Source organism: Neobacillus sp. FSL H8-0543, assembly GCF_038592905.1.
GTDB lineage: Bacteria > Bacillota > Bacilli > Bacillales > Cytobacillaceae > Neobacillus.
Genome location: NZ_CP151943.1, coordinates 320570 through 339759, shown reverse-complemented (window position 1 = coordinate 339759; position 19190 = coordinate 320570). Strand labels below are relative to the sequence as shown.

At 38.7% G+C, this 19190-nt stretch carries 22 protein-coding genes; 20 read left to right on the top strand and 2 right to left on the bottom strand.

Annotated elements, in window-relative coordinates; genetic code table 11:
• Positions 1 to 22: 22 nt before the first annotated feature.
• Complete coding sequence (locus NSS81_RS01770) at positions 23 to 889, top strand: SPFH domain-containing protein (protein ID WP_342431844.1); 867 nt, start codon at positions 23 to 25, stop codon at positions 887 to 889.
• 13 nt (positions 890 to 902) lie between these two features.
• Positions 903 to 1061: a hypothetical protein gene (locus tag NSS81_RS01765; RefSeq protein WP_342431843.1), complete on the top strand. Its 159-nt coding sequence runs from the start codon at positions 903 to 905 to the stop codon at positions 1059 to 1061.
• A 476-nt stretch (positions 1062 to 1537) separates the two neighbouring features.
• On the opposite strand, the gene NSS81_RS01760 is transcribed toward NSS81_RS01765, so the two are convergent.
• Positions 1538 to 1789 (bottom strand): sigma-G-dependent sporulation-specific acid-soluble spore protein CsgA, encoded by a 252-nt coding sequence (locus tag NSS81_RS01760; protein WP_342431842.1) that lies wholly within the window; start codon positions 1787 to 1789, stop codon positions 1538 to 1540.
• A gap of 158 nt (positions 1790 to 1947) precedes the next feature.
• On the opposite strand from NSS81_RS01760, the gene pssA reads away from it, so the two are divergent.
• Positions 1948 to 2439: a CDP-diacylglycerol--serine O-phosphatidyltransferase gene (gene pssA / locus NSS81_RS01755; protein WP_342431841.1), complete on the top strand. Its 492-nt coding sequence runs from the start codon at positions 1948 to 1950 to the stop codon at positions 2437 to 2439.
• A 135-nt stretch (positions 2440 to 2574) separates the two neighbouring features.
• Positions 2575 to 2847, top strand: a complete 273-nt coding sequence (locus tag NSS81_RS01750; RefSeq protein ID WP_342431840.1) for a hypothetical protein — start codon at positions 2575 to 2577, stop codon at positions 2845 to 2847.
• Between the two features lie 33 nt (positions 2848 to 2880).
• Here NSS81_RS01750 and NSS81_RS01745 read toward each other — a convergent pair whose 3' ends face one another.
• The gene (locus tag NSS81_RS01745; RefSeq protein ID WP_342431839.1) at positions 2881 to 3762 is read right to left on the bottom strand and encodes a VanW family protein; all 882 of its coding nucleotides are present in this window, start codon (positions 3760 to 3762) and stop codon (positions 2881 to 2883) included.
• 169 nt (positions 3763 to 3931) lie between these two features.
• Here NSS81_RS01745 and NSS81_RS01740 point away from each other — a divergent pair, with 169 nt between their 5' ends.
• From NSS81_RS01740 to NSS81_RS01665, 16 genes are all read left to right on the top strand, one after another.
• Positions 3932 to 4753 carry a VanW family protein gene (locus NSS81_RS01740; protein ID WP_342431838.1) on the top strand — a complete coding sequence of 274 codons (822 nt, stop codon included), beginning with the start codon at positions 3932 to 3934 and terminating at the stop codon, positions 4751 to 4753.
• A gap of 150 nt (positions 4754 to 4903) precedes the next feature.
• Positions 4904 to 5098: a hypothetical protein gene (locus NSS81_RS01735; RefSeq protein ID WP_342431837.1), complete on the top strand. Its 195-nt coding sequence runs from the start codon at positions 4904 to 4906 to the stop codon at positions 5096 to 5098.
• A 144-nt stretch (positions 5099 to 5242) separates the two neighbouring features.
• Positions 5243 to 6451, top strand: a complete 1209-nt coding sequence (locus NSS81_RS01730) for an acyl-CoA dehydrogenase (RefSeq protein WP_342431836.1) — start codon at positions 5243 to 5245, stop codon at positions 6449 to 6451.
• A 72-nt stretch (positions 6452 to 6523) separates the two neighbouring features.
• Entirely contained in the window at positions 6524 to 7276 is a 753-nt protein-coding gene (locus tag NSS81_RS01725; protein WP_342431835.1) for a glucose 1-dehydrogenase, read from the top strand.
• A 20-nt stretch (positions 7277 to 7296) separates the two neighbouring features.
• The gene (locus tag NSS81_RS01720; RefSeq protein WP_342431834.1) at positions 7297 to 8910 is read left to right on the top strand and encodes a long-chain fatty acid--CoA ligase; all 1614 of its coding nucleotides are present in this window, start codon (positions 7297 to 7299) and stop codon (positions 8908 to 8910) included.
• A 99-nt stretch (positions 8911 to 9009) separates the two neighbouring features.
• Entirely contained in the window at positions 9010 to 9573 is a 564-nt protein-coding gene (locus tag NSS81_RS01715; protein WP_342431833.1) for a TetR/AcrR family transcriptional regulator, read from the top strand.
• 100 nt (positions 9574 to 9673) lie between these two features.
• On the top strand, positions 9674 to 10075 hold the full coding sequence (locus NSS81_RS01710) for a thioesterase family protein (protein ID WP_342431832.1): 402 nt from the start codon (positions 9674 to 9676) through the stop codon (positions 10073 to 10075).
• 71 nt (positions 10076 to 10146) lie between these two features.
• Positions 10147 to 11220: a phosphotransferase family protein gene (locus NSS81_RS01705; RefSeq protein ID WP_342431831.1), complete on the top strand. Its 1074-nt coding sequence runs from the start codon at positions 10147 to 10149 to the stop codon at positions 11218 to 11220.
• Positions 11221 to 11232: 12 nt separating this feature from the next.
• The gene (locus tag NSS81_RS01700; protein ID WP_342431830.1) at positions 11233 to 12003 is read left to right on the top strand and encodes an SDR family NAD(P)-dependent oxidoreductase; all 771 of its coding nucleotides are present in this window, start codon (positions 11233 to 11235) and stop codon (positions 12001 to 12003) included.
• 38 nt (positions 12004 to 12041) lie between these two features.
• Entirely contained in the window at positions 12042 to 12827 is a 786-nt protein-coding gene (locus tag NSS81_RS01695; protein ID WP_342431829.1) for an enoyl-CoA hydratase, read from the top strand.
• A 13-nt stretch (positions 12828 to 12840) separates the two neighbouring features.
• Positions 12841 to 13815, top strand: coding sequence for an NADPH:quinone oxidoreductase family protein (locus NSS81_RS01690; RefSeq protein ID WP_342431828.1), 975 nt, complete (start codon positions 12841 to 12843; stop codon positions 13813 to 13815).
• Between the two features lie 307 nt (positions 13816 to 14122).
• Positions 14123 to 14824, top strand: coding sequence for a response regulator transcription factor (locus tag NSS81_RS01685; RefSeq protein ID WP_342431827.1), 702 nt, complete (start codon positions 14123 to 14125; stop codon positions 14822 to 14824).
• Entirely contained in the window at positions 14796 to 16229 is a 1434-nt protein-coding gene (locus tag NSS81_RS01680; protein WP_342431826.1) for a HAMP domain-containing sensor histidine kinase, read from the top strand. Before NSS81_RS01685 ends, NSS81_RS01680 begins: the two co-directional genes overlap by 29 nt.
• 150 nt (positions 16230 to 16379) lie before the next feature.
• Positions 16380 to 17795, top strand: a complete 1416-nt coding sequence (locus NSS81_RS01675; protein ID WP_342431825.1) for a trypsin-like peptidase domain-containing protein — start codon at positions 16380 to 16382, stop codon at positions 17793 to 17795.
• 21 nt (positions 17796 to 17816) lie between these two features.
• Positions 17817 to 18704 (top strand): peptidylprolyl isomerase, encoded by an 888-nt coding sequence (locus NSS81_RS01670; RefSeq protein ID WP_342431824.1) that lies wholly within the window; start codon positions 17817 to 17819, stop codon positions 18702 to 18704.
• Positions 18705 to 18718: 14 nt separating this feature from the next.
• The gene (locus tag NSS81_RS01665) at positions 18719 to 19141 is read left to right on the top strand and encodes a hypothetical protein (protein WP_342431823.1); all 423 of its coding nucleotides are present in this window, start codon (positions 18719 to 18721) and stop codon (positions 19139 to 19141) included.
• Positions 19142 to 19190: the final 49 nt, after the last annotated feature.

The following is a 19190-nucleotide window of genomic DNA, read 5'->3' as shown; positions in this document are numbered from 1 at the left end:
AAAAATAAAGGGAGTGGTTTGATTGAAGGAAAAAGATATGTTTAAAATGAATGGGTTTTTAGGCGTTTTATTGTTTCTTTTATTTGTTGTAATAACTGGATTTGCCATTAGACATTTCGTATTAAATAATGATTTGATAATGCTCATCGTTGGGATTGTTACTGGCTTGATAGCCTTTCTCCTATTAACTGGTTTTACAATTATCCAGCCAAACCAATCCAAGGTATTTACATTGTTTGGCAGTTATCTAGGTGTAATTAAACAAGAAGGCTTTTGGTTATCGATTCCTTTAACGGTTAGAAATACTGTATCCCTCAGGGTAATAAATTTTAATAGTGATAAACTAAAAGTAAATGATCTAGAAGGAAATCCAATCGAAATTGCTGCTGTTATTGTTTATAAGGTGTTTGATGCTGCAAAAGCAGTCTTTGATGTTGAGGATTATAAAGAATTCGTGCATACCCAAAGTGAAACAGGTTTGCGTCATATTACTAGTCAATATCCATATGATAATTTTAATAATGACTATGAGATTTCATTAAGACAGCACTCTGAAGAGGTTGGGGATGAATTGACAAAGGATTTGCAAAAAAGGTTTAATCTAGCTGGGGTTGAAATCATTGAAGCTCGAATTATGCATCTGGCATATTCAAGTGAAATTGCTCATGCAATGCTTCAAAGACAGCAGGCGAAAGCTGTGTTAGCAGCGAGGAAGGTCATTGTAGAAGGTGCCGTTTCGATGGTGAAATCTGCGATTGATCAACTTAGCGCAGAAGAAATTGTTGAGCTTGATGAAGAAAAGAAGGCTCAAATGGTAAATAATTTAATGGTCGCTTTAGTGTCAGATAAGGGGAGCCAACCAGTAATTAATACAGGAACGATTTATTAGGGTTGTGAATTAAATGGCTGAAAAGAAACGATTTTTATTGCGTATAGATCAGCATGATTATGATGCCCTTGAAAAATGGGCAGACGATGAATTAAGAAGTGTGAATGCCCAAATTGAGCTAATAATAAAAAAGGCGTTAAAAGATACAGGTAGACTTAAAAAGAAAAAGTAATGAAGAGGAAAGTGAAGATTTTTTGTCGGAATAGGAAATAATCGGGAAATCCGACTCATTATCTGTCGCAATGTGGTGAAATACGCATAATACTGATATCGGGAATTGTCGTACAGTGCGCTTACCTAGGAAATATTTATACAAATATCAGCAATTATTTCCTTTTTTAGAGATGACAGTTATTTGCTGTCATCTCTTCTTCAGTGTTAAGGGAATTATAAAATAAATTAGTGTGAATAACTTTGAAATAGTTATCTGAATCCAGCTCCAGCGCCCAGCGACTAGTGGACTTCACTCTCCTCCTTACGATAAGTCAACATCGAATCGACTATAGCTCCGTGTTTCCTTTATCTCATGCGGAGCGCTCCACAAGGAAGGCTTCGGCAGCATAATCATCGCACGAAGAAAAAGCGTTAGCTTTTTCGAGGAGTCCATACGTCGCTAAACGGGCGCTTCCGCCTTTTGTTCTTCCTTTGTCAAAAAATAAGTTCATATACTTCGTTTAGTTGATAAGCGCGTGTGTGATCTTCCGCTTCTTTTGCGTGTTGAATTTCATTGGGCAGCAGTTTATTCAAAAAGTTCATCTCCTCTTGATTCAATTGTCTAACAAAGGAACCCTCAGAGGTAAAGTTCTCATCGGTTAATTTTCGATATAAATGCTGTGCTTCGGAGTATTCCTCCGTATAATTTGATAAAATTTCACGCAAGTAACCCAGGGTTTTATCCATAACTATCACTCATCCTTTCACCTAGTTATTTTTCAACGAGATACTAATTATATACATACAGACCAAACTACTTTGCATTGTTTTATCTAAAATGGTGACCTTAAAGGAAGAAGCTGCTTGAGAAAAGAGGGTGTTGTTAAGAGAAAGGGGGGTGGCCATTGTTTAACCATCTTGTGAAGGTTGTTCCGAATTTATTTACAATCGGGAATTTATTAAGTGGCGTGTTTTCAATTACGTCTAATATGAATGGTTATTTACGAATGGCGTCGATGTTTATTTTTTTATCAGCAATTTTAGATTTCTTTGACGGACGGATTGCCAGAAGATTAAAGGTAAACAGTGAATTTGGAGTGGAGCTTGATTCCTTAGCGGATATTGTAAGCTTTGGTGTAGCACCAGCCATACTCTTTTATTCTTTAGCAACACCTTCACCATTCACAACTATTGCATTTATGTTATTTCCAACGATGGGCGCCTTACGATTGGCAAAGTTTAATATCAAACCTACTATTGGACATTTTATTGGACTGCCAATACCTGCCGCGGGAATATCAATGGCTACTATGGGTATGTTTTTTTATAGTAATTCAATCATAACCATTATTCTAGGGCTTCTTATGGTAAGTCCAATTCGAGTGAAAAAACTATAATATAGAAATATATTTGTAAACAAATAACATTGCAGCAGTTGATTTCCATTCATACTCTAACAATATGTGTGCAGATTAAGCAAATGAGAGGGCTGCTTTTGGAACCCTTTCAAGTAAGTTGAAGGAGTGCTGCGGATGAGAAACTTTAAAAAGTTGCCTTCCTTTCCAATGTTTGCTAAGAAACGAAAAATGAGAGGTTCAATGTGGGCATCTTTCATTGGGCTTGGAGTTAGCGCCATTGTTTATGGCATAGCAAAAGGAAAACGAAATGAAGCGAATTCGCCACGGCAAAATATAGTTGAAAGATATACACCTAAAAAATCAGATTTGGGTATGAGTGACTTAGCGTTGGCTGAATTTTCAGATGAATTATTAGCTAGTGCATTAAAAAATGATAAGAAAAGATAAGAAAAAAAGTCCGCTCCAGCGGACTTTTTGGTTTTATAACGGTGGAAAAGGTACTTTCCGTGGACTGTAGTCTATTACATCAGAAGAGTACAGCATAATAATTAAAAGATTACCTAAGGTTTTTGCTTGTATTAGAATTGGTTGATTATAATTATTTTTAAATTCAAAATCAGGTCCATACCAACTTACGGTTGCATCTCTCCCAGGCGGAATATAAGGAACGTGTCTGCTGTGTGAGAATCGTTGGACGGTTTGAAGGCCCGCACTATCTACTGCATTAAAAAGCGTTGAAGATACTTGGCAAATGCCGCCTCCGATGTCTTCAGCATACTCTCCCCTGACAATAACCTTAGCTTTTAAATATCCCTTCCGTACTGTTCTTTTTCCGACAACCTGGTTAAAAGAAAATGTTTCACCTGGAAAAACAACATGATTATTAATTGCTGATACGGCTAACTGAATATTAATCGATCTTTTTGTATTACTTGGATTAAAAGAAGTTATATACCGACCAATGCGAAGTCCGCGAATATTTGCCAATAATTCACTATCAACCTTTGGGTAAACTTGAATCATAGGTAATTCTAAGGTATCCATCCGATGTCCCAAATAGTAATCATAGAATCTTTCTGTAAAAGCTTGTTGATTGATACGATACCCAGCCTTTTCAGGAATGATATTTCCGTATTTGTTCAAACTTGCATTTTTTGGTGGTGTCGACACTTGTTTATTGAGTTCTTTTATTAACTGACTGAATTTATTTGTGTTAATAATTGGAATGCCAGAAGGTGAAATGGAAAATTCCTCTCGGGTTACAATTGAAATAGGTTGACCTTCCTTTGTTATTACTAAGCTATCTGGAGGTGGAGCTGGTTGAACCATTAACATTGCCCCAAGTATCCAAGCTAAATTCATAAGCAAACCTCCTCACGATAATATGACTCGAAGTATGCCTTTTTATGTAAATGCAAAATACATTTCCCGTTTTTCTTTTTTAAAATGAATATATTTAAAATTCATGTTATATTTTGAATTGAGTGATTATATGTTAAGGGAAAAAGATTAGCTGGAAGAGGAGAAGGCAATGGGACTACTATTAAAACCCAAAAAGAGAAATAAATGGCGGATTTTGTTCGGAACAAAATATTATCAAATGAAAAGATATTGGAACTGGTACACAGATGGAAAAAAGTACACAACCCATAGGCAATCTACTAGCTTAAACCACCTTGTTTTTACACATAAAACCCCATTATTGAGAAAGTTAAAAGACGTGGATATGTGGCTGCAGCATAATAAGGTAGCCAACCTAACCATTGCAGTAAAAAAGTTAAACGGAATCGTCATTAAGCCAGGTGAAACATTTTCATATTGGCGATCAATCGGCAATGTAACCAAACGTGAAGGCTATGTTGATGGGATGATTCTTCATTATGGCCAGGTTACCACTGGGATTGGCGGCGGGTTATGTCAATTATCAAATTTAATTTATTGGATGACCTTACATACACCTTTGACTGTTACAGAGCGATATCGACATAGTTATGATGTCTTCCCAGATTCCAATCGGAGTCAACCGTTCGGAAGCGGTGCCACATGTGCATATAATTACCTCGATTTACAAATTAGAAATGAAACAAACTTTACCTATCAATTAATACTGACATTAACTGATACCCATTTAGTAGGAGAGTGGAGATCAGAAGTCCCTTCGACGAGAACGTATGAAGTTAATGAAAAAGAGCACTGGATGACACTAGAATACTGGGGAGGATATGCAAGACACAATACAATCCATAGAAGGGTGTATAACCTAGGTGAGGAATTAATTGACGATGAATTTGTTACCGAAAACCATGCGATTATGATGTACGAACCATTTCTAGAGGATAGGAGCTCATGGTGAACGTAGAATGCAATACATGCCCCAATGTAGTGTTGTTTTTTTTGTTTTGAAAAAGGTAAAAAACTGCAGAAAAATAGTATATAATAAAGAAATAAACTATGAAAAGCAAAGTGCTAGCATCTTGCTATTAATTTGATAGGAGTGTCTATCTTGGCAGAAAATGAACGAGTTCAACTTAATGTGAGAATTTCAAAGGAAACAAGTGCGAAACTTGATGAAATTGTCGAGTATTATCAAGAGAACCTTAAATTGGGCAGAGTATACAAAGGGGATGTTTTGACGGATATTGTTGAAAAATCCTATGAAGTTATGAATAAGCAAAAGCGATCGTTTAAGAGATTTTAAATCTTTTTAAAACTTTTAAAAAAGGATTTATCTTTTTATTAATTTGTTAGAATATTGAGAAAAGAATTTGAATATTTAATATTTGGAGGTATAATAATAATCGTAACATACCAACTGGTTAGTATGTAGAAAGAGGTGAATGTATTGGATTTTTCATATTCTAGCAGAGTTAAAGAGTTACAGTTGAAGTTAACAGACTTCATGGAACAGCATGTGTACCCAAATGAGCGAGTGTATGAACAACAAGTAAATGAAGGTGATAGTCGTTGGAGTTCCGTTCCCCCGATTATGGAAGAACTAAAGGAAAAAGCAAAAGCAGAAGGGCTCTGGAACTTATTCTTGCCTGAGAGTGAATATGGTGCCGGTTTAACAAACCAAGAATATGCACCACTATGCGAGATTATGGGGCGTTCCATGATTGGACCAGAAGTTTTTAACTGCAGTGCACCTGATACGGGAAACATGGAAGTAATTGTTCGATATGGGACTGAGGAGCATAAGGAAAAATGGTTAAAACCATTATTAGCAGGCGAAATTCGTTCATGTTTTTCAATGACTGAACCTGAAGTAGCCTCTTCCGATGCTACGAATATCGAAACAAGGATAGAAAGAGATGGCGATGAGTACGTCATTAATGGTCGGAAATGGTGGTCATCGGGTGCTGGTGATCCGCGCTGTAAAATTGCAATTGTGATGGGGAAGACGGATTTCAATGCCAGTCGCCATGAGCAACAATCAATGATTCTCGTACCACTTGATACGCGAGGGGTAAAAATTGAACGGGTAGTGCCGGTTTTTGGTTATGATCATGCCCCGCATGGTCATGCGGAAATTACCTACGATAATGTTCGTGTACCTGTGGATAATATCCTTTGGGGAGAAGGAAAAGGTTTTGCTATTGCCCAAGGCAGACTGGGACCAGGAAGAATCCATCATTGTATGAGATTAATCGGAGCCGCAGAAAGGGCGCTTGAACTTTTATGTAAGCGTGTACAAGAAAGGGTGGCCTTTGGTAAACCTCTTTCAAGTCAAGGGGTTATTCGTGAATGGATTGCAGATTCCAGAATTGAAATTGAGCAGGCAAGACTGCTCACATTAAAAGCCGCTTATATGATGGATACGGTTGGGAATAAAGAGGCAAAATCAGAGATTGCGATGATTAAAGTAGTTGCGCCAAATATGGCATTAAAGGTTATTGATCGTGCCATTCAAGCATTTGGCGGGGCAGGTGTATCAAATGATTTTCCACTGGCAGCACAGTGGGCGAGTTCCAGAACCTTGAGATTGGCGGATGGCCCTGATGAAGTCCATCGTGCCCAAATTGCCAAGCTAGAATTAAGAAAGTATCAATAAGGAAGGGTAAACAGGAATCGCCGTCGAATGTATTGTTGTGAAGCAGGACAATAGAGAGAGGCAGTGAATTAAATGAGATTAATAAATAGAGTGGCAATTGTTACAGGTGGGGGATCAGGTATTGGACGTTCGACGGCTATCCGTTTTGCAAATGAAGGAGCGAAGGTTACCATTGCAGATATTGACTCCACAGGCGGTGAAGAGACACTTGGCCTGATTAAGGAAACCGGCGGAGAGGCAATCTTCATCAAAACGGATGTAAAAGACTCTAATCAGATAAAAGAGTTGATCAATATCACTACTAGCACCTTTGGAAGCCTACACATCATGGTAAACAATGCTGGAATCGGCCATTCAGAAGTAAAGAGCGTAGATCTTCCGGAAGAAGAATGGGATCGTGTGATGGACATTAATTTAAAAAGTGTTTTTCTAGGCATTAAGTATGCCGTTCCGGAATTAATCAAGTCTGGTGGTGGAGCGATTATCAATACTTCTAGTTTACTAGGATTAAAAGGTAAGAATTATCAAGCTGCCTATAATGCATCAAAGGCAGGTGTGGTGCTCCTAACACAAAATGCGGCACTTGAATATGGGAAGAACAAGATTCGGGTCAATGCGATTGCTCCAGGTGTCATTGATACGAAAATCATTGAAGGCTGGAGGCAGGATGAGCGCAAATGGCCGATTATTTCACGTGCCAATGCACTTAGAAGAATTGGAACACCAGACGAGGTGGCAAATGCGATATTGTTTTTAGCATCTGATGAGGCTTCTTTTATTACGGGTGCTACCCTTTCAGTTGATGGTGGGGGACTCACTTTTTAAAATAAATAGGAGGAAAATCAATGACGAATGAAAAAGCATGGTTAAGACATTACCCAGAGTCGATAGCAAGTACTATTGCCATACCTGATAAACATCTAGGACAAATTCTTCAAGAAACAACTGCCAAATATCCTGCAAATAACGCACTTTCCTTTTTTGGAAATAAAGTAAGCTATCAACAATTATTTGGAATTTCGCAAGCATTTACTTCTGCTCTGCAGAATAATCAAGTGCAAAAGGGTGACAGAGTAGCCATTATGCTTCCAAACTGTCCGCAATATGTCATGGCATATTATGGAGTACTTTCCGCTGGAGCAATTGTTACCCAATTAAATCCGATGTTAGTAGAGCGTGAAATTGAATATATACTTAATGACTCTGGTGCAGAAACGATTGTCGTGTTTGATGCACTTTATCAAAGAGTGAAAAGTGTGCAAGCAAGTACTAGCTTGAAGAATATCATTGTCGTTAGCTTGCAGCCATCGGGACAGGATTTCTCACCGGATATTAGCTTTGAAAGTTTCTTGGCAAAAGGCAACGGAAAGGTAAATCCGATAACAATTGAACCAGAGCATGATATCGCTGTTCTACAGTATACAGGCGGTACAACAGGCAGGTCGAAGGGCGCGATGTTAACTCATCGTAATATAGTAGCAAATGTCATCCAGTCCTATGAATTCTTTAAAGAGGAAATGGATATTGGAAAAGAACGATGTTTAACAGTCATTCCGCTATTCCATGTGTTCGGAATGACTTCATGTATGAACCTTTCCATTTATACAGCAGCAGAGTCGATTATGCTGCCAAGGTTTGAATTAGAAGAAGTGTTAAATACGATAAAGAGTGAGCAACCAACTATCTTCCCTGGAGTTCCAACAATGTATGTGGCGATTAATAGCCATCCTCGTGCAGAAGAATATGGGATAAACTCGATAAAATCATGTAATAGCGGCAGTGCACCGATGCCTGTTGAGTTACTTCGAGAGTTCGAAGGAAAAACGGGCTCACAAATTTTAGAGGGATACGGATTATCTGAAGCTTCACCGACCACCCACTGTAATCCGCCATTCGCTGAGCGGAAGCCAGGTAGTGTTGGTATTGGATTCCCTAACACGGAATATAAAATTGTCGATTTAGCAACGGGAACACAGGAACTACCAGTCGGTGAGCTTGGAGAAGTTATTATTAAAGGACCACAGGTGATGAAGGGCTATTGGAACATGCCAGAGGAAACGGCGAATACGTTACGTGATGGCTGGCTGTTTACTGGTGATATTGCAAAGGTGGACGAAGATGGGTTTCTTTATATTGTCGACCGTAAAAAAGATATGATTATTGCGAGTGGCTTTAATGTTTATCCGCGAGATATTGAAGAAGTGCTTTATGAACATCCTTCGGTTCAAGAGGCGGTTGTTATTGGTGTACCTGACCCTTACAGAGGAGAAGATGTGAAGGCATTTGTCGTTTTAAAGGCTGAAAAATCAGCAACAGAAGAGGACATCATTAACTTTTGCAAACAGAATTTATCAGCCTATAAGGTTCCGCGTCAGGTGGAATTTAGAGAGCAATTGCCTAAAACCGGTGTAGGAAAAATCCTCCGTCGTGCATTAAGAGATGAAGTAGTTAAAAAGTAGTTATGTGTCCGGAAAATTTAACAAATTGTCCTAAAGGGTGCAAAAAAGAATATGCTATAATTTTCAATAGACATATTACAGATTGCGAGGACACAAGCAGTGAAAGATAAAATTACTGAACAAAGTATCCGATTGTTTGAAAAAAAGGGCTTCACAGAAACATCCATCCAGGATATCGTTGAGGGTCTTGGAGTAACAAAGGGAACCTTTTATTATTATTTTTCTAGTAAAGAAGAACTGTTAATGGATATACATCTTGGCTACATTAATCATTTATTGGATACACAAGGGCAAATTTTGGGTGATAAAATGAGCTGCAAGGAAAAGCTTTTTGAAATTGTTTATATGCTAATAAGAAATATTAAATCACAGGGACCGGCTGCTAAAATATTTTTTAGAGAAATGAAGAACTTGAGTGAGGAACGGCTTTCGATTATCGTTCCAAAGCGTGATCAATTTAGAAATAATATTGAAAACCTTCTTTTGGATGGCATAGAAAATGGAGAGTTTCGAACGGATTTAAATGCTCACATTGTGACCTTTGGTATTCTAGGTGCAGCCAACTGGAGTTATCAGTGGTTTAATCCTGGCGGGGCAGCTACTGATCGTGAAGTAGCTGAGATTTTTGTAGACATGATTTTAGATGGAATACAAGTAAGTTAATGCTAAAGGGAAAGAGAGTTTGTTTAATGAATAAACTCTCTTTCAATTATTCCATACCAAATGTATTGAAATAAGCGAAGTCTAAGAGGTGAATCAACCAATGCACGAAATACAGATAAGTGTCCGTTTTGGAGAAACAGACGCTCTGGGTCATATAAATAATACGAGTTACTTTATCTACCTCGAAGAAGCAAGGATTCGCTTTTTTGAAGCGATTGGTTACAACATGAATACAGGGGATTGGAAATTTATTCTCGCTTCAACAAAATGTGATTTTATTAGTCAAGGATACTTTAATCAGTTGCTTACAATTAAAAGCTATGTATCGAAAATCGGGACAAAAAGCTTTCAAATTGACCACGATATCATTGATACGAAAACAGAACAACTTATCGCAAAGGGAAATGCTGTAATGGTTCACTTTGATTTTGATTTGCAAAAAAGTGAGCCGCTTCCGGATCTGTTATTAGAAGCTTTAGATCACCATCTCGTTCATCCCTGAACTGTGTCTGGAACGAAGGGAAGCCTTCTGTTTTAAAGTGACTGAATTTTGCGAATTGAAGGAGGGGTTATATGCCTCATCAGATGAGTAAGGATACGATCCCCGTTCGAAAAGGGGAAGAATTGAATCTATCAGGTCTAGAGAAATATTTACGTACCAGCATTGTAAATCTGCCTGGAAACCCTCTTGAAGTTCTACAATTTTCTGCTGGACACTCCAATTTAACCTATCAAATTAAAATAGGAGATTGGGAGGCCGTGCTAAGACGTCCTCCATTAGGACCAGTTGCACCTAAAGCCCATGATATGGAAAGGGAGTTTAAGATACTTTCAGAACTTAACCCCGTATTCTCTGTAGCACCAAAACCATTGTTATTTTCGAATCAGTTGGAGATTTTGGGGAGTCCGTTTTTTATTATGGAAAGGAAAAAAGGTGTTGTGCTTGATACGTCATTTCCAGAAGGGATAAAGGTTACAAAAGAGCTTTGTCAGCAGTTATCAGAGGTTATGGTTGATAAGCTTGCTGAACTGCACTCCCTTGACTATAGGGGGACAGGTCTTGCTGCTATCAGTAAACCTGAGGGGTTTTTAGAAAGGCAGGTCCATAGCTGGATTGGCCGTTATGAACGAGCTAAAACGGATGAAATTGATGCTGTGAATACTTTGAAAAAATGGCTGGCAGATCATCTTCCAATGCAGCAGAAAGCTGCAGTCATTCACTATGACTATAAGTTCAATAATGCAATGTTTAACGAGAATTTGTCGGACATGGTTGGTTTATTTGATTGGGAAATGACAACCGTTGGGGATCCATTAGCAGACTTAGGGGTTGCTTTAGGGTATTGGAATCAAGCTGACGATCCAGTTCACTTGAAACAGGGACTTGGCCAGGAATCAATCACCGTTCAAGAAGGATTCTTTACAAGAAATCAATTTATTGAGCGATATGCAAAAAAGAGCGGCCGAGATGTCACCAACATGAACTTTTATTTAACCTTTGCTTATTTTAAATTGGCTGTAATCTGTCAACAAATCTATTTCCGTTATAAGAAAGGCCAAACCAATGATCCCCGATTTGCAAATTTAAATTATAAAGTAAAAACGCTAATAGAGCATGCAACAAAAGTTGCTTATGGTGAACTGTAAAGGGGGAGTATAATGAGATTCTCACAGACAATTGCTTTAGTAACGGGGGCGGGCAGTGGCATTGGCAAAGCAACAGCCCTTCGTCTTGCAAGTGAGGGGGCAAAGGTCATCTTAGTTGGTAGGACAAAAGCAAAATTGGAGGAAACAGCTAACGAAATTAATCGCCTAGTAAAAATACCGTTGGCCGAAGTATTCCCAGCTGATATTACCGATGCAGAGGATGTCAGAGAACTGGCAGAGTATGTGGAGGAACAATACGGTGATTTGCATGTTCTAATCAACAATGCAGGTGGCTCGTCAAATACAAAAATTTTAACAATGTCTGAACAGGAATGGGATTATGTTCAAGATGTGAATTTAAAAAGTGTTTTCCTTGTATCGAAAGCCCTTGGGAAAATCATGTCCGAAGCAGCAAAACGGGAGGAACGCAACAGAGCAATTGTAAATGTTGCTTCCCTTTCTGGACACCAGGCGGGTGCAGAAATCCCTCATTATAGCGCCGCTAAAGCAGGTGTAATTAATTTTACCAAAGCGCTTGCGTTGGAGATGTCACAGTTTGGCATTCGCGTTAATTCGGTATCACCTGGATTTGCTGAAACAGCTTTAACCGAACAAGGCTTGCAAAATGATAAATTTGTTAAAGCCATACAAAGGAATACGGCAATTGGGAGGGTTGGAAGACCAGAAGAAATTGCTAATGTAATTGTTTTTGCTGCTTCGAGTGAAGCCTCGTATATGACAGGATCGGATCTACTTGTGGATGGCGGCTGGCTAATTAAATAATTGATTTTTAAAATGAAAGCATGAGAGGAATGATTAGGGTGAGATTAGCACAAGAACATTTAATTATTGAAAAAGTTGGACCGGTATTGGCGGTCACGTTAAATCGTCCTGAAAGTTTAAATGCCTTTAGTCCAGAAATGATCCAAGGATTAACCAATTCTCTTCGAAAAATTCAAAATGACCCAGATGTTCAAGTAGTAGTATTGTCTGGTGCAGGACGTTCCTTCAGTGCAGGAGGGGATGTAAAAACAATGGGGCAGGCCAGTGCTACACAAATTTATGAGCATGTCGGTAAATTAAACGAACTGATCCTAACAATGAAAGAATCAGAAAAGCCAATTATTGCAGCTGTCCATGGTTTTGCTGCAGGAGCGGGGGTTAATTTAGCACTAGCCTGTGACTTAATTGTCGCTGCAGAGGATAGTAAGTTTGCGCTTAGCTTTTCTCAAGTGGGTCTAGTATCTGATGGAGGCGGTTCTTATTTTCTACCAAAATTAATTGGACCACATTTAGCGAAACAATTCTTCTTTAGTGCAGAACCAATTCCTGCCGAGCGCCTCTATCAATTAGGAGTAATTAATTTGCTTTTTCCATTAGAAAAGCTACAGGAAGAAACAACCAAACTAGCACTTAAATTGGCTCATGGTCCAGGAAAAGCATTTGGAAAGCAGAAGAAATTAATTGACCATGCCATGACTGCATCGCTTGAAGAAATCCTCGAGCAGGAGCGTCTAACACAGGTATTAATGGTTCAAACGGAAGATCATGTCGAAGGAATCACTGCCTTCAAAGAAAAAAGACAACCAGCGTTTAAAGGGAAATAGGGGGAGAATTGTCATGAAAGCGGTTCAATTAACTGAATTTGGTGGACCAGAAGTGCTAAATGTAGTCGAAATAGAGAAACCAACACCAACGGGCCATGAGGTCTTAATTGAAATTAAGGCGATTGGTGTGAATTATGCGGACACAGCACGAAGAGAGGGACAATACGTTATTAAGACGCCACTCCCTTTCATACCAGGCGCTGAGATAGCAGGGGTTGTTGTAGAAGTAGGGGACAAAGTAACGACAGTAAAGCCTGGTGCAAGGGTTGTCACGCTTATTGAATCGGCCGGGTACGCGGAATATGCGGTAACAGATGAACGAACGCTCATCCCACTGCCAGAGCAATTAGATTTTCATCATGCAGTTGCCTTACCACTTCAAGGGTTAAGTGCCTATCATATTTTGAAAACAATGGGGCGTTTGGAAAAAGGAGAAAGTGTTCTCGTACATGCTGCAGCTGGTGGGGTCGGTACTATTGCGGTTCAACTAGCAAAATTATTTGGCGCCGGACAAGTGATTGCAACGGCTAGTTCAGATGAAAAGTTAGAATTAGCACGTGAAATGGGTGCGGATGTCTTAATTAACTACACAGAGCCTAACTGGGAACAACAGGTTCTTGAGGCAACAGGTGGCAGAGGTGTTAATATTGCACTTGAAATGGTAGGCGGCGAGGTATTTACTAAAACATTAAAATGCCTGGCGACCTTCGGTAGACTTGTTATTTTCGGTGCTGCAAGCGGTGAACCAAGCCGATTATATCCAGCGTCACTCATGGGTAGAAATCAATCTGTTATCGGCTTTTTTCTACCACAAATTATGAGAAAGCCAGAATTACTTCAACCTAGTTTAGTAGAGTTACTAACCTATCTAGGAGAAGGAAAGTTAAAGCTCACCATTGGCGGCGTCTTCCCATTAGAAGAAGCAGCGAATGTTCACCGTTTATTGCAATCCAGAAAAACAAAAGGGAAACTAATCCTTGAGCCATAATTAGAATAAACCAAGGAAAGAGGTCTTGAAGCGATTCAAGGCTTTTTTTCTTGACTCGTTTAAACTTGGCTAGCGGATAACTCGTTCCCACTGGCGGATAATCGCTGCAACTGGCGGATAACCCGCTGCAACTGGCATGTTTATTTCCGCTCAAATCAACATCCAAGTTTATAATGACCTTTTATTAATAAAATATGAACAAACTATTAAATAGTCAGGAAGATTGCAGCAGAAAGTTGATATGAGTGAAAAATCGTATAAACTAAAGGAAAGGACAGTTTTATTTTTCCATAGGAGTTGAACGGAATTGAATATATTAGTGATTGAAGATAATAAAAGTGTTTGTTCGATGCTTGAGATGTTTTTTGCAAAAGAGGGCATTAAGGGCGAGTTTGTGAATGATGGTTTAGAAGGGTATAACCGCTTTAAAGAGGGGACCTGGGACGCACTAATAGTAGATTGGATGCTACCGGGGATGGATGGAGTGACCATCTGCCGAAAAATTAGAGAAGAAAAGTATACGGTGCCGATTATTATGCTTACAGCAAAGGATACAGAATCTGATCAAGTGTTAGGGCTTGAAATGGGTGCAGACGATTATGTTACAAAACCGTTCAGCCCATTAACCTTAATGGCAAGAATTAAGGCAGTTACCCGTAGGGTCCAAACACAAGTGGTACATAAAACAGAAGATTTTCTGCAGACAGAACATTTTAAAATCAGTAAAAGTACGCGGGAAGTTCTCGTTAACGGAAAGTCTGTTACCAACCTTACTCCAAAGGAATTTGACCTTCTATGCTATATGGCTGAACACCCTAAGCAGGTGTTTTCAAGAGAGCAGCTCCTTGAACGGGTATGGGGATACCAGTTTTATGGAGATGAGCGGACGGTGGATGTTCATATTAAACGACTCCGAAAAAAAGTAGAACCAGCAACACAGCCCTTTTTTCACACTGTATGGGGAGTAGGATATAAGTTTGATGAATCGACTCAAGCAGATAAAAATTAGATATATTTATCAACAATTTATTAGCCATATAAGTATCATCGTCGTCGCCTTTCTTGTATTGGGTCTATTGTTTGCTCATTATGTAGGAAATTTAGTATATGAGAATAAAGCGGAAGAACTTATTACATATGGAAAAGCGATTTTAAAAGAAATAGAACGTAACCCGATTGCGACGGAACAAATTATTAATCAGCACAGTACAGTGTTACGTGCTCGAAATATAAGCTTTAGTATGTTTGACCAAGATGCTAACCTCTATGCAGTTGGCAGGGGTGGTCCTGCAATTGAACTATCTGCTTCTGAATGGGAAAAAATCACAAAGGGAAAAACCCTCATCTTTCAAAGCGACTATAAAAGATTTGATCAGGGTGTTACCTTTGTGGTCTTGCCCTATATGGTTGGTGGAACATTTGGTGGAGGGATTTTATTAACCTCGCCGATAAGTGGTTCAAGCACAATGATCCGTCAAGTTAATCAATTTTTAATCTATGCCATCTTAATTGCATTAGGCGTATCCTTTTTACTAAGCTGGCTTTTATCGAGAATCCATGTCCATCGAATTAGACGGCTTCGTGAAGCAACCTCGCTCGTTTCATCAGGAGATTATCATGTACATGTACCATCCTCCAATTTTGATGAAATTGGAGAATTGGCAAATGATTTTAATCATATGGTGAAGAAGTTAAACCATTCGATGGAGGAAATTGAAAGTTTAGAAAACCGTAGAAGGCAATTTATGGCCGATGTTTCTCATGAAATGCGGACTCCGTTAACAACGATCAGCGGGGTAATTGAAGGCTTGAAGAATGACATGATTCCTGAAGAGGATAAGGAGCGAGGAATCAATTTAGTTAGTCAGGAAGCCAAAAGACTGATTCGTCTCGTGAATGAAAACCTGGATATTGAAAAAGTAAGATCTAACCAAATTCAATTATATCGGGAAGATATTCAGCTTTTAGAAGTGTTAGAAATCATCCAAGAACAGTTAACGCTGCAAGCAGAAGAAAAAAATGTTGAAATTTTAGTAGAGGCTGATCCGGATATTGAAGTGAATGCTGATTATGACCGACTCGTTCAAATTCTGATTAATATTACAAAAAATAGTATTCAATTTACAACAGACGGAACGATTTGGTTAAGAGGTAAAACCGAAGGAAATGAACCGATTATTGAAGTGGAGGACACTGGGATTGGAATTGACCCTAATGAACTGGAGAACATTTGGAGACGCTTTTATAAAGCTGATATTTCAAGGACTAGTACTCCATACGGAGAATTTGGACTGGGTCTCTCTATCGTGAAACAATTAGTTTTGCTTCATAATGGAGAAATTAACGTTACCAGCGAAAAAGGAAAAGGGACAAAATTTGTCATTCGTTTTAAACAGGAAGCTGTGGGCAATTAGCCTGCAGCTTTTTTGATCAAAATTCATCAACTTTCTCAATAAATTCCATATTACTTTAAAGTTTGTTAATAGTTTTTTCATATTTGTTGGCTAAAGTATAAATATAAGGAAATATACAATCGATTAAAAATGTAAAGGAGAAGATAGAGTATGGATAACAAAGATGAATTTGAAAAAGTTAATGATCTGCCGAATGCAACGGAAGAATCTTCGGAAGTGACAGATATGAAAACAGAAGAATATGAAGCAACAACATCAAGTGATGTAACTGGTGAAAGGGTGTCGTCGGCATCAGAACTCGAAACGGATGTAAGTGGTATAGAGATTAAAGAGAGCCCATCTGAGAGATTGACAGAGGATGATCCTAGCCCGATTAACCGAATCGAAAAGAATAAGAGTAATACAAAGCGAAACATAAAGGGGTTTGCTTCAATCCTAGCAGCTGGCGTGGTTGGATCTGTTTTGACATTAACAGTCCTTCCACACACCGACTATATGAAAAACTTTTATCCAACTGCGGAAAATCAAGTGATTAGTGGTTCGGAACAAAAAGCAACGGAGGCAGGAAAACCTGTAACAGCCCAACCAACTTCAGTGACGAATTCTTCAACAATAGCAGACACGGTTGAGCAACTATCAAAAACAATTGTTGGAATTACGAATATCCAGCAAAAGCAAAGTGGTAGTTTTTACGGAATACCTGATTCCTCTCAAGGTGTTCAAAGAGGTTCTGGTTCGGGGGTTATTTTTAAAAAGGATAAAGATATTGCCTATATCGTTACAAATAATCATGTAGTAGAAGGGGCCTCGAAGCTTGAAATTTCCTTATTTGATGGGGAAAAGACAACAGCTGAAATCGTTGGGACGGATGCTTTAACAGATCTTGCTGTCTTAAAAATTGATGCGAAATATGTAACTGGAACCGCTGAGTTTGGTGATTCCTCTACACTTCGTCCAGGCGACCAAGTGTATGCAATCGGAAATCCGCTTGGACTTAATTTGTCAAGAACTGTCACACAAGGAATTGTAAGTGCAACGAACCGTTCGATTCCGATTGCCACTTCTGCGGGAAATTGGGAAACCAATGTCGTTCAAACGGATGCTGCGATAAATCCAGGTAACAGTGGAGGTGCGCTAATTAATCCACAAGGGTTAGTTATTGGAATCAATAGTGCGAAAATCTCCGAAAGTGGTGTGGAAGGGTTAGGGTTTGCAATCCCGAGTAATGATGTCATCCCCGTTCTTAATGAATTAATTAAAAATGGAAAAATTGAGCGACCATATCTTGGTGTTGGACTCATGGACTTAGATCAAATTCCGCAATTTTATTGGCCAACGAATGTTCAAGAAGGGGTGATGATTACAACTGTCGAGGCGAATTCTGTTGCTGCTAACGCTGGTTTACAGGCTAGAGATGTGATCGTCACAATGAATGGGGAAAAAATTACAAGCTCGTCAGAATTACGGAAATTTTTATACACAAAGGTCAGCACCGGTGATGAAATTAAAATGGAAGTGAATCGTGATGGAAAGATGATCAATTTAACGGTTAAGTTAGCGAAATAATCTAAGGGAGTCCTATATAGAATGTTAGTTTTAAAACAAAATAAAAAGTTTTTTTTAGTAATTGTGGTTTTGTTCATTGCAATAGGAGTTCTTCTTAGCTTTGCGTTTACGAAAGATGATGCGATAGCGAAGGTCGATGGTGAGGCTATCAGTAAGGACGAGCTTTATGATGTGATGGTAGAGCAATACGGCACTGCCGCAGTCGACCAATTAATTGCCGATAAAATCGTCGCATTAGAGGCAAAAAAGGAAAAAGTTTCGATCACTGATTCGAAATTGAATGATGAGATTGAAAAACTGAAGGAATCCTATGGAGGTGAGGAAGTATTTAACCAGGTACTACAATCAAATAATACAACTCTCACAACCATCAAAAAGAACTTGAAAAATTACTTAACCATCAAAGAATTGCTTGAGCCGCAAATTGAGATTACAAATGAGGAGATACAAACTTACTTTGAGGAAAATAAGGATTCACTTGGAGAAGCTGAACAAATCAAAGCGAGTCATATACTTGTTGACGATGAAGAAACTGCAAATGAAATCAAGGATAAGCTCAATGCAGGTGAGGATTTTGCAGCATTAGCTAAGGAATTTTCAACGGATGGTTCAAAGGAAAGTGGAGGAGACCTTGGCTATTTCCCGAAAGGAACAATGGTAGAGGAATTTGAAGAGATTGCTTTTGGCTTGGCAATAAATAAAATTAGTGACCCAATCAAAACTGATTATGGGTATCATATCATTAAGGTTGAGGATAAAAAGGAAGCAGTAGAAGCAAATTTTGACGATAGTAAGGAACAAATTAAGGAGACCCTTCTAGAGGAAAAGATAAACAGCGAATACCAAACATGGCTTGAAACGAAGAAACAAGATTATGACATTGAAAATACGCTTCAAACTGCCATTTGATGAAATTTTAAGAGGTGAAGACGCTGAATAAAGTAGGGAAATACGCAGCTAGTGAAGAAGTGGATGAGCTCCAGCTCTTACAAATGGTCATAGAACTTACTGAAAAAGATAAAATGGTTATGTGGTCTGAAGGCTATCTTGACTTGGTGATTGAAAAATTGCCAGAGTATGCCCGTGATATTCTAGAAAATAGAAAGGGGAAATGGGAAGACACCAAGTCCTATTATCATGATCAGCTGGAAGAAATAATGGCCCAGGATGATATAAAGAGGAAACTGAAGAGCGAACGAAAGGAGTTCGCTCTTTTTGTCATGGAGCACTATCGTCAATACCAATCATTATTATTTTTGATGTATGAAGGGAGATTAAATGATGATGATTTACGAAAGTTTGTTTATCGGCGAAGGTTTGGTTCAAGGAAAAGGTATCTACATTAGTCAGCAAAAATCAATCACAAATCCGAACCTTTCGATAAATCTGAAAAAA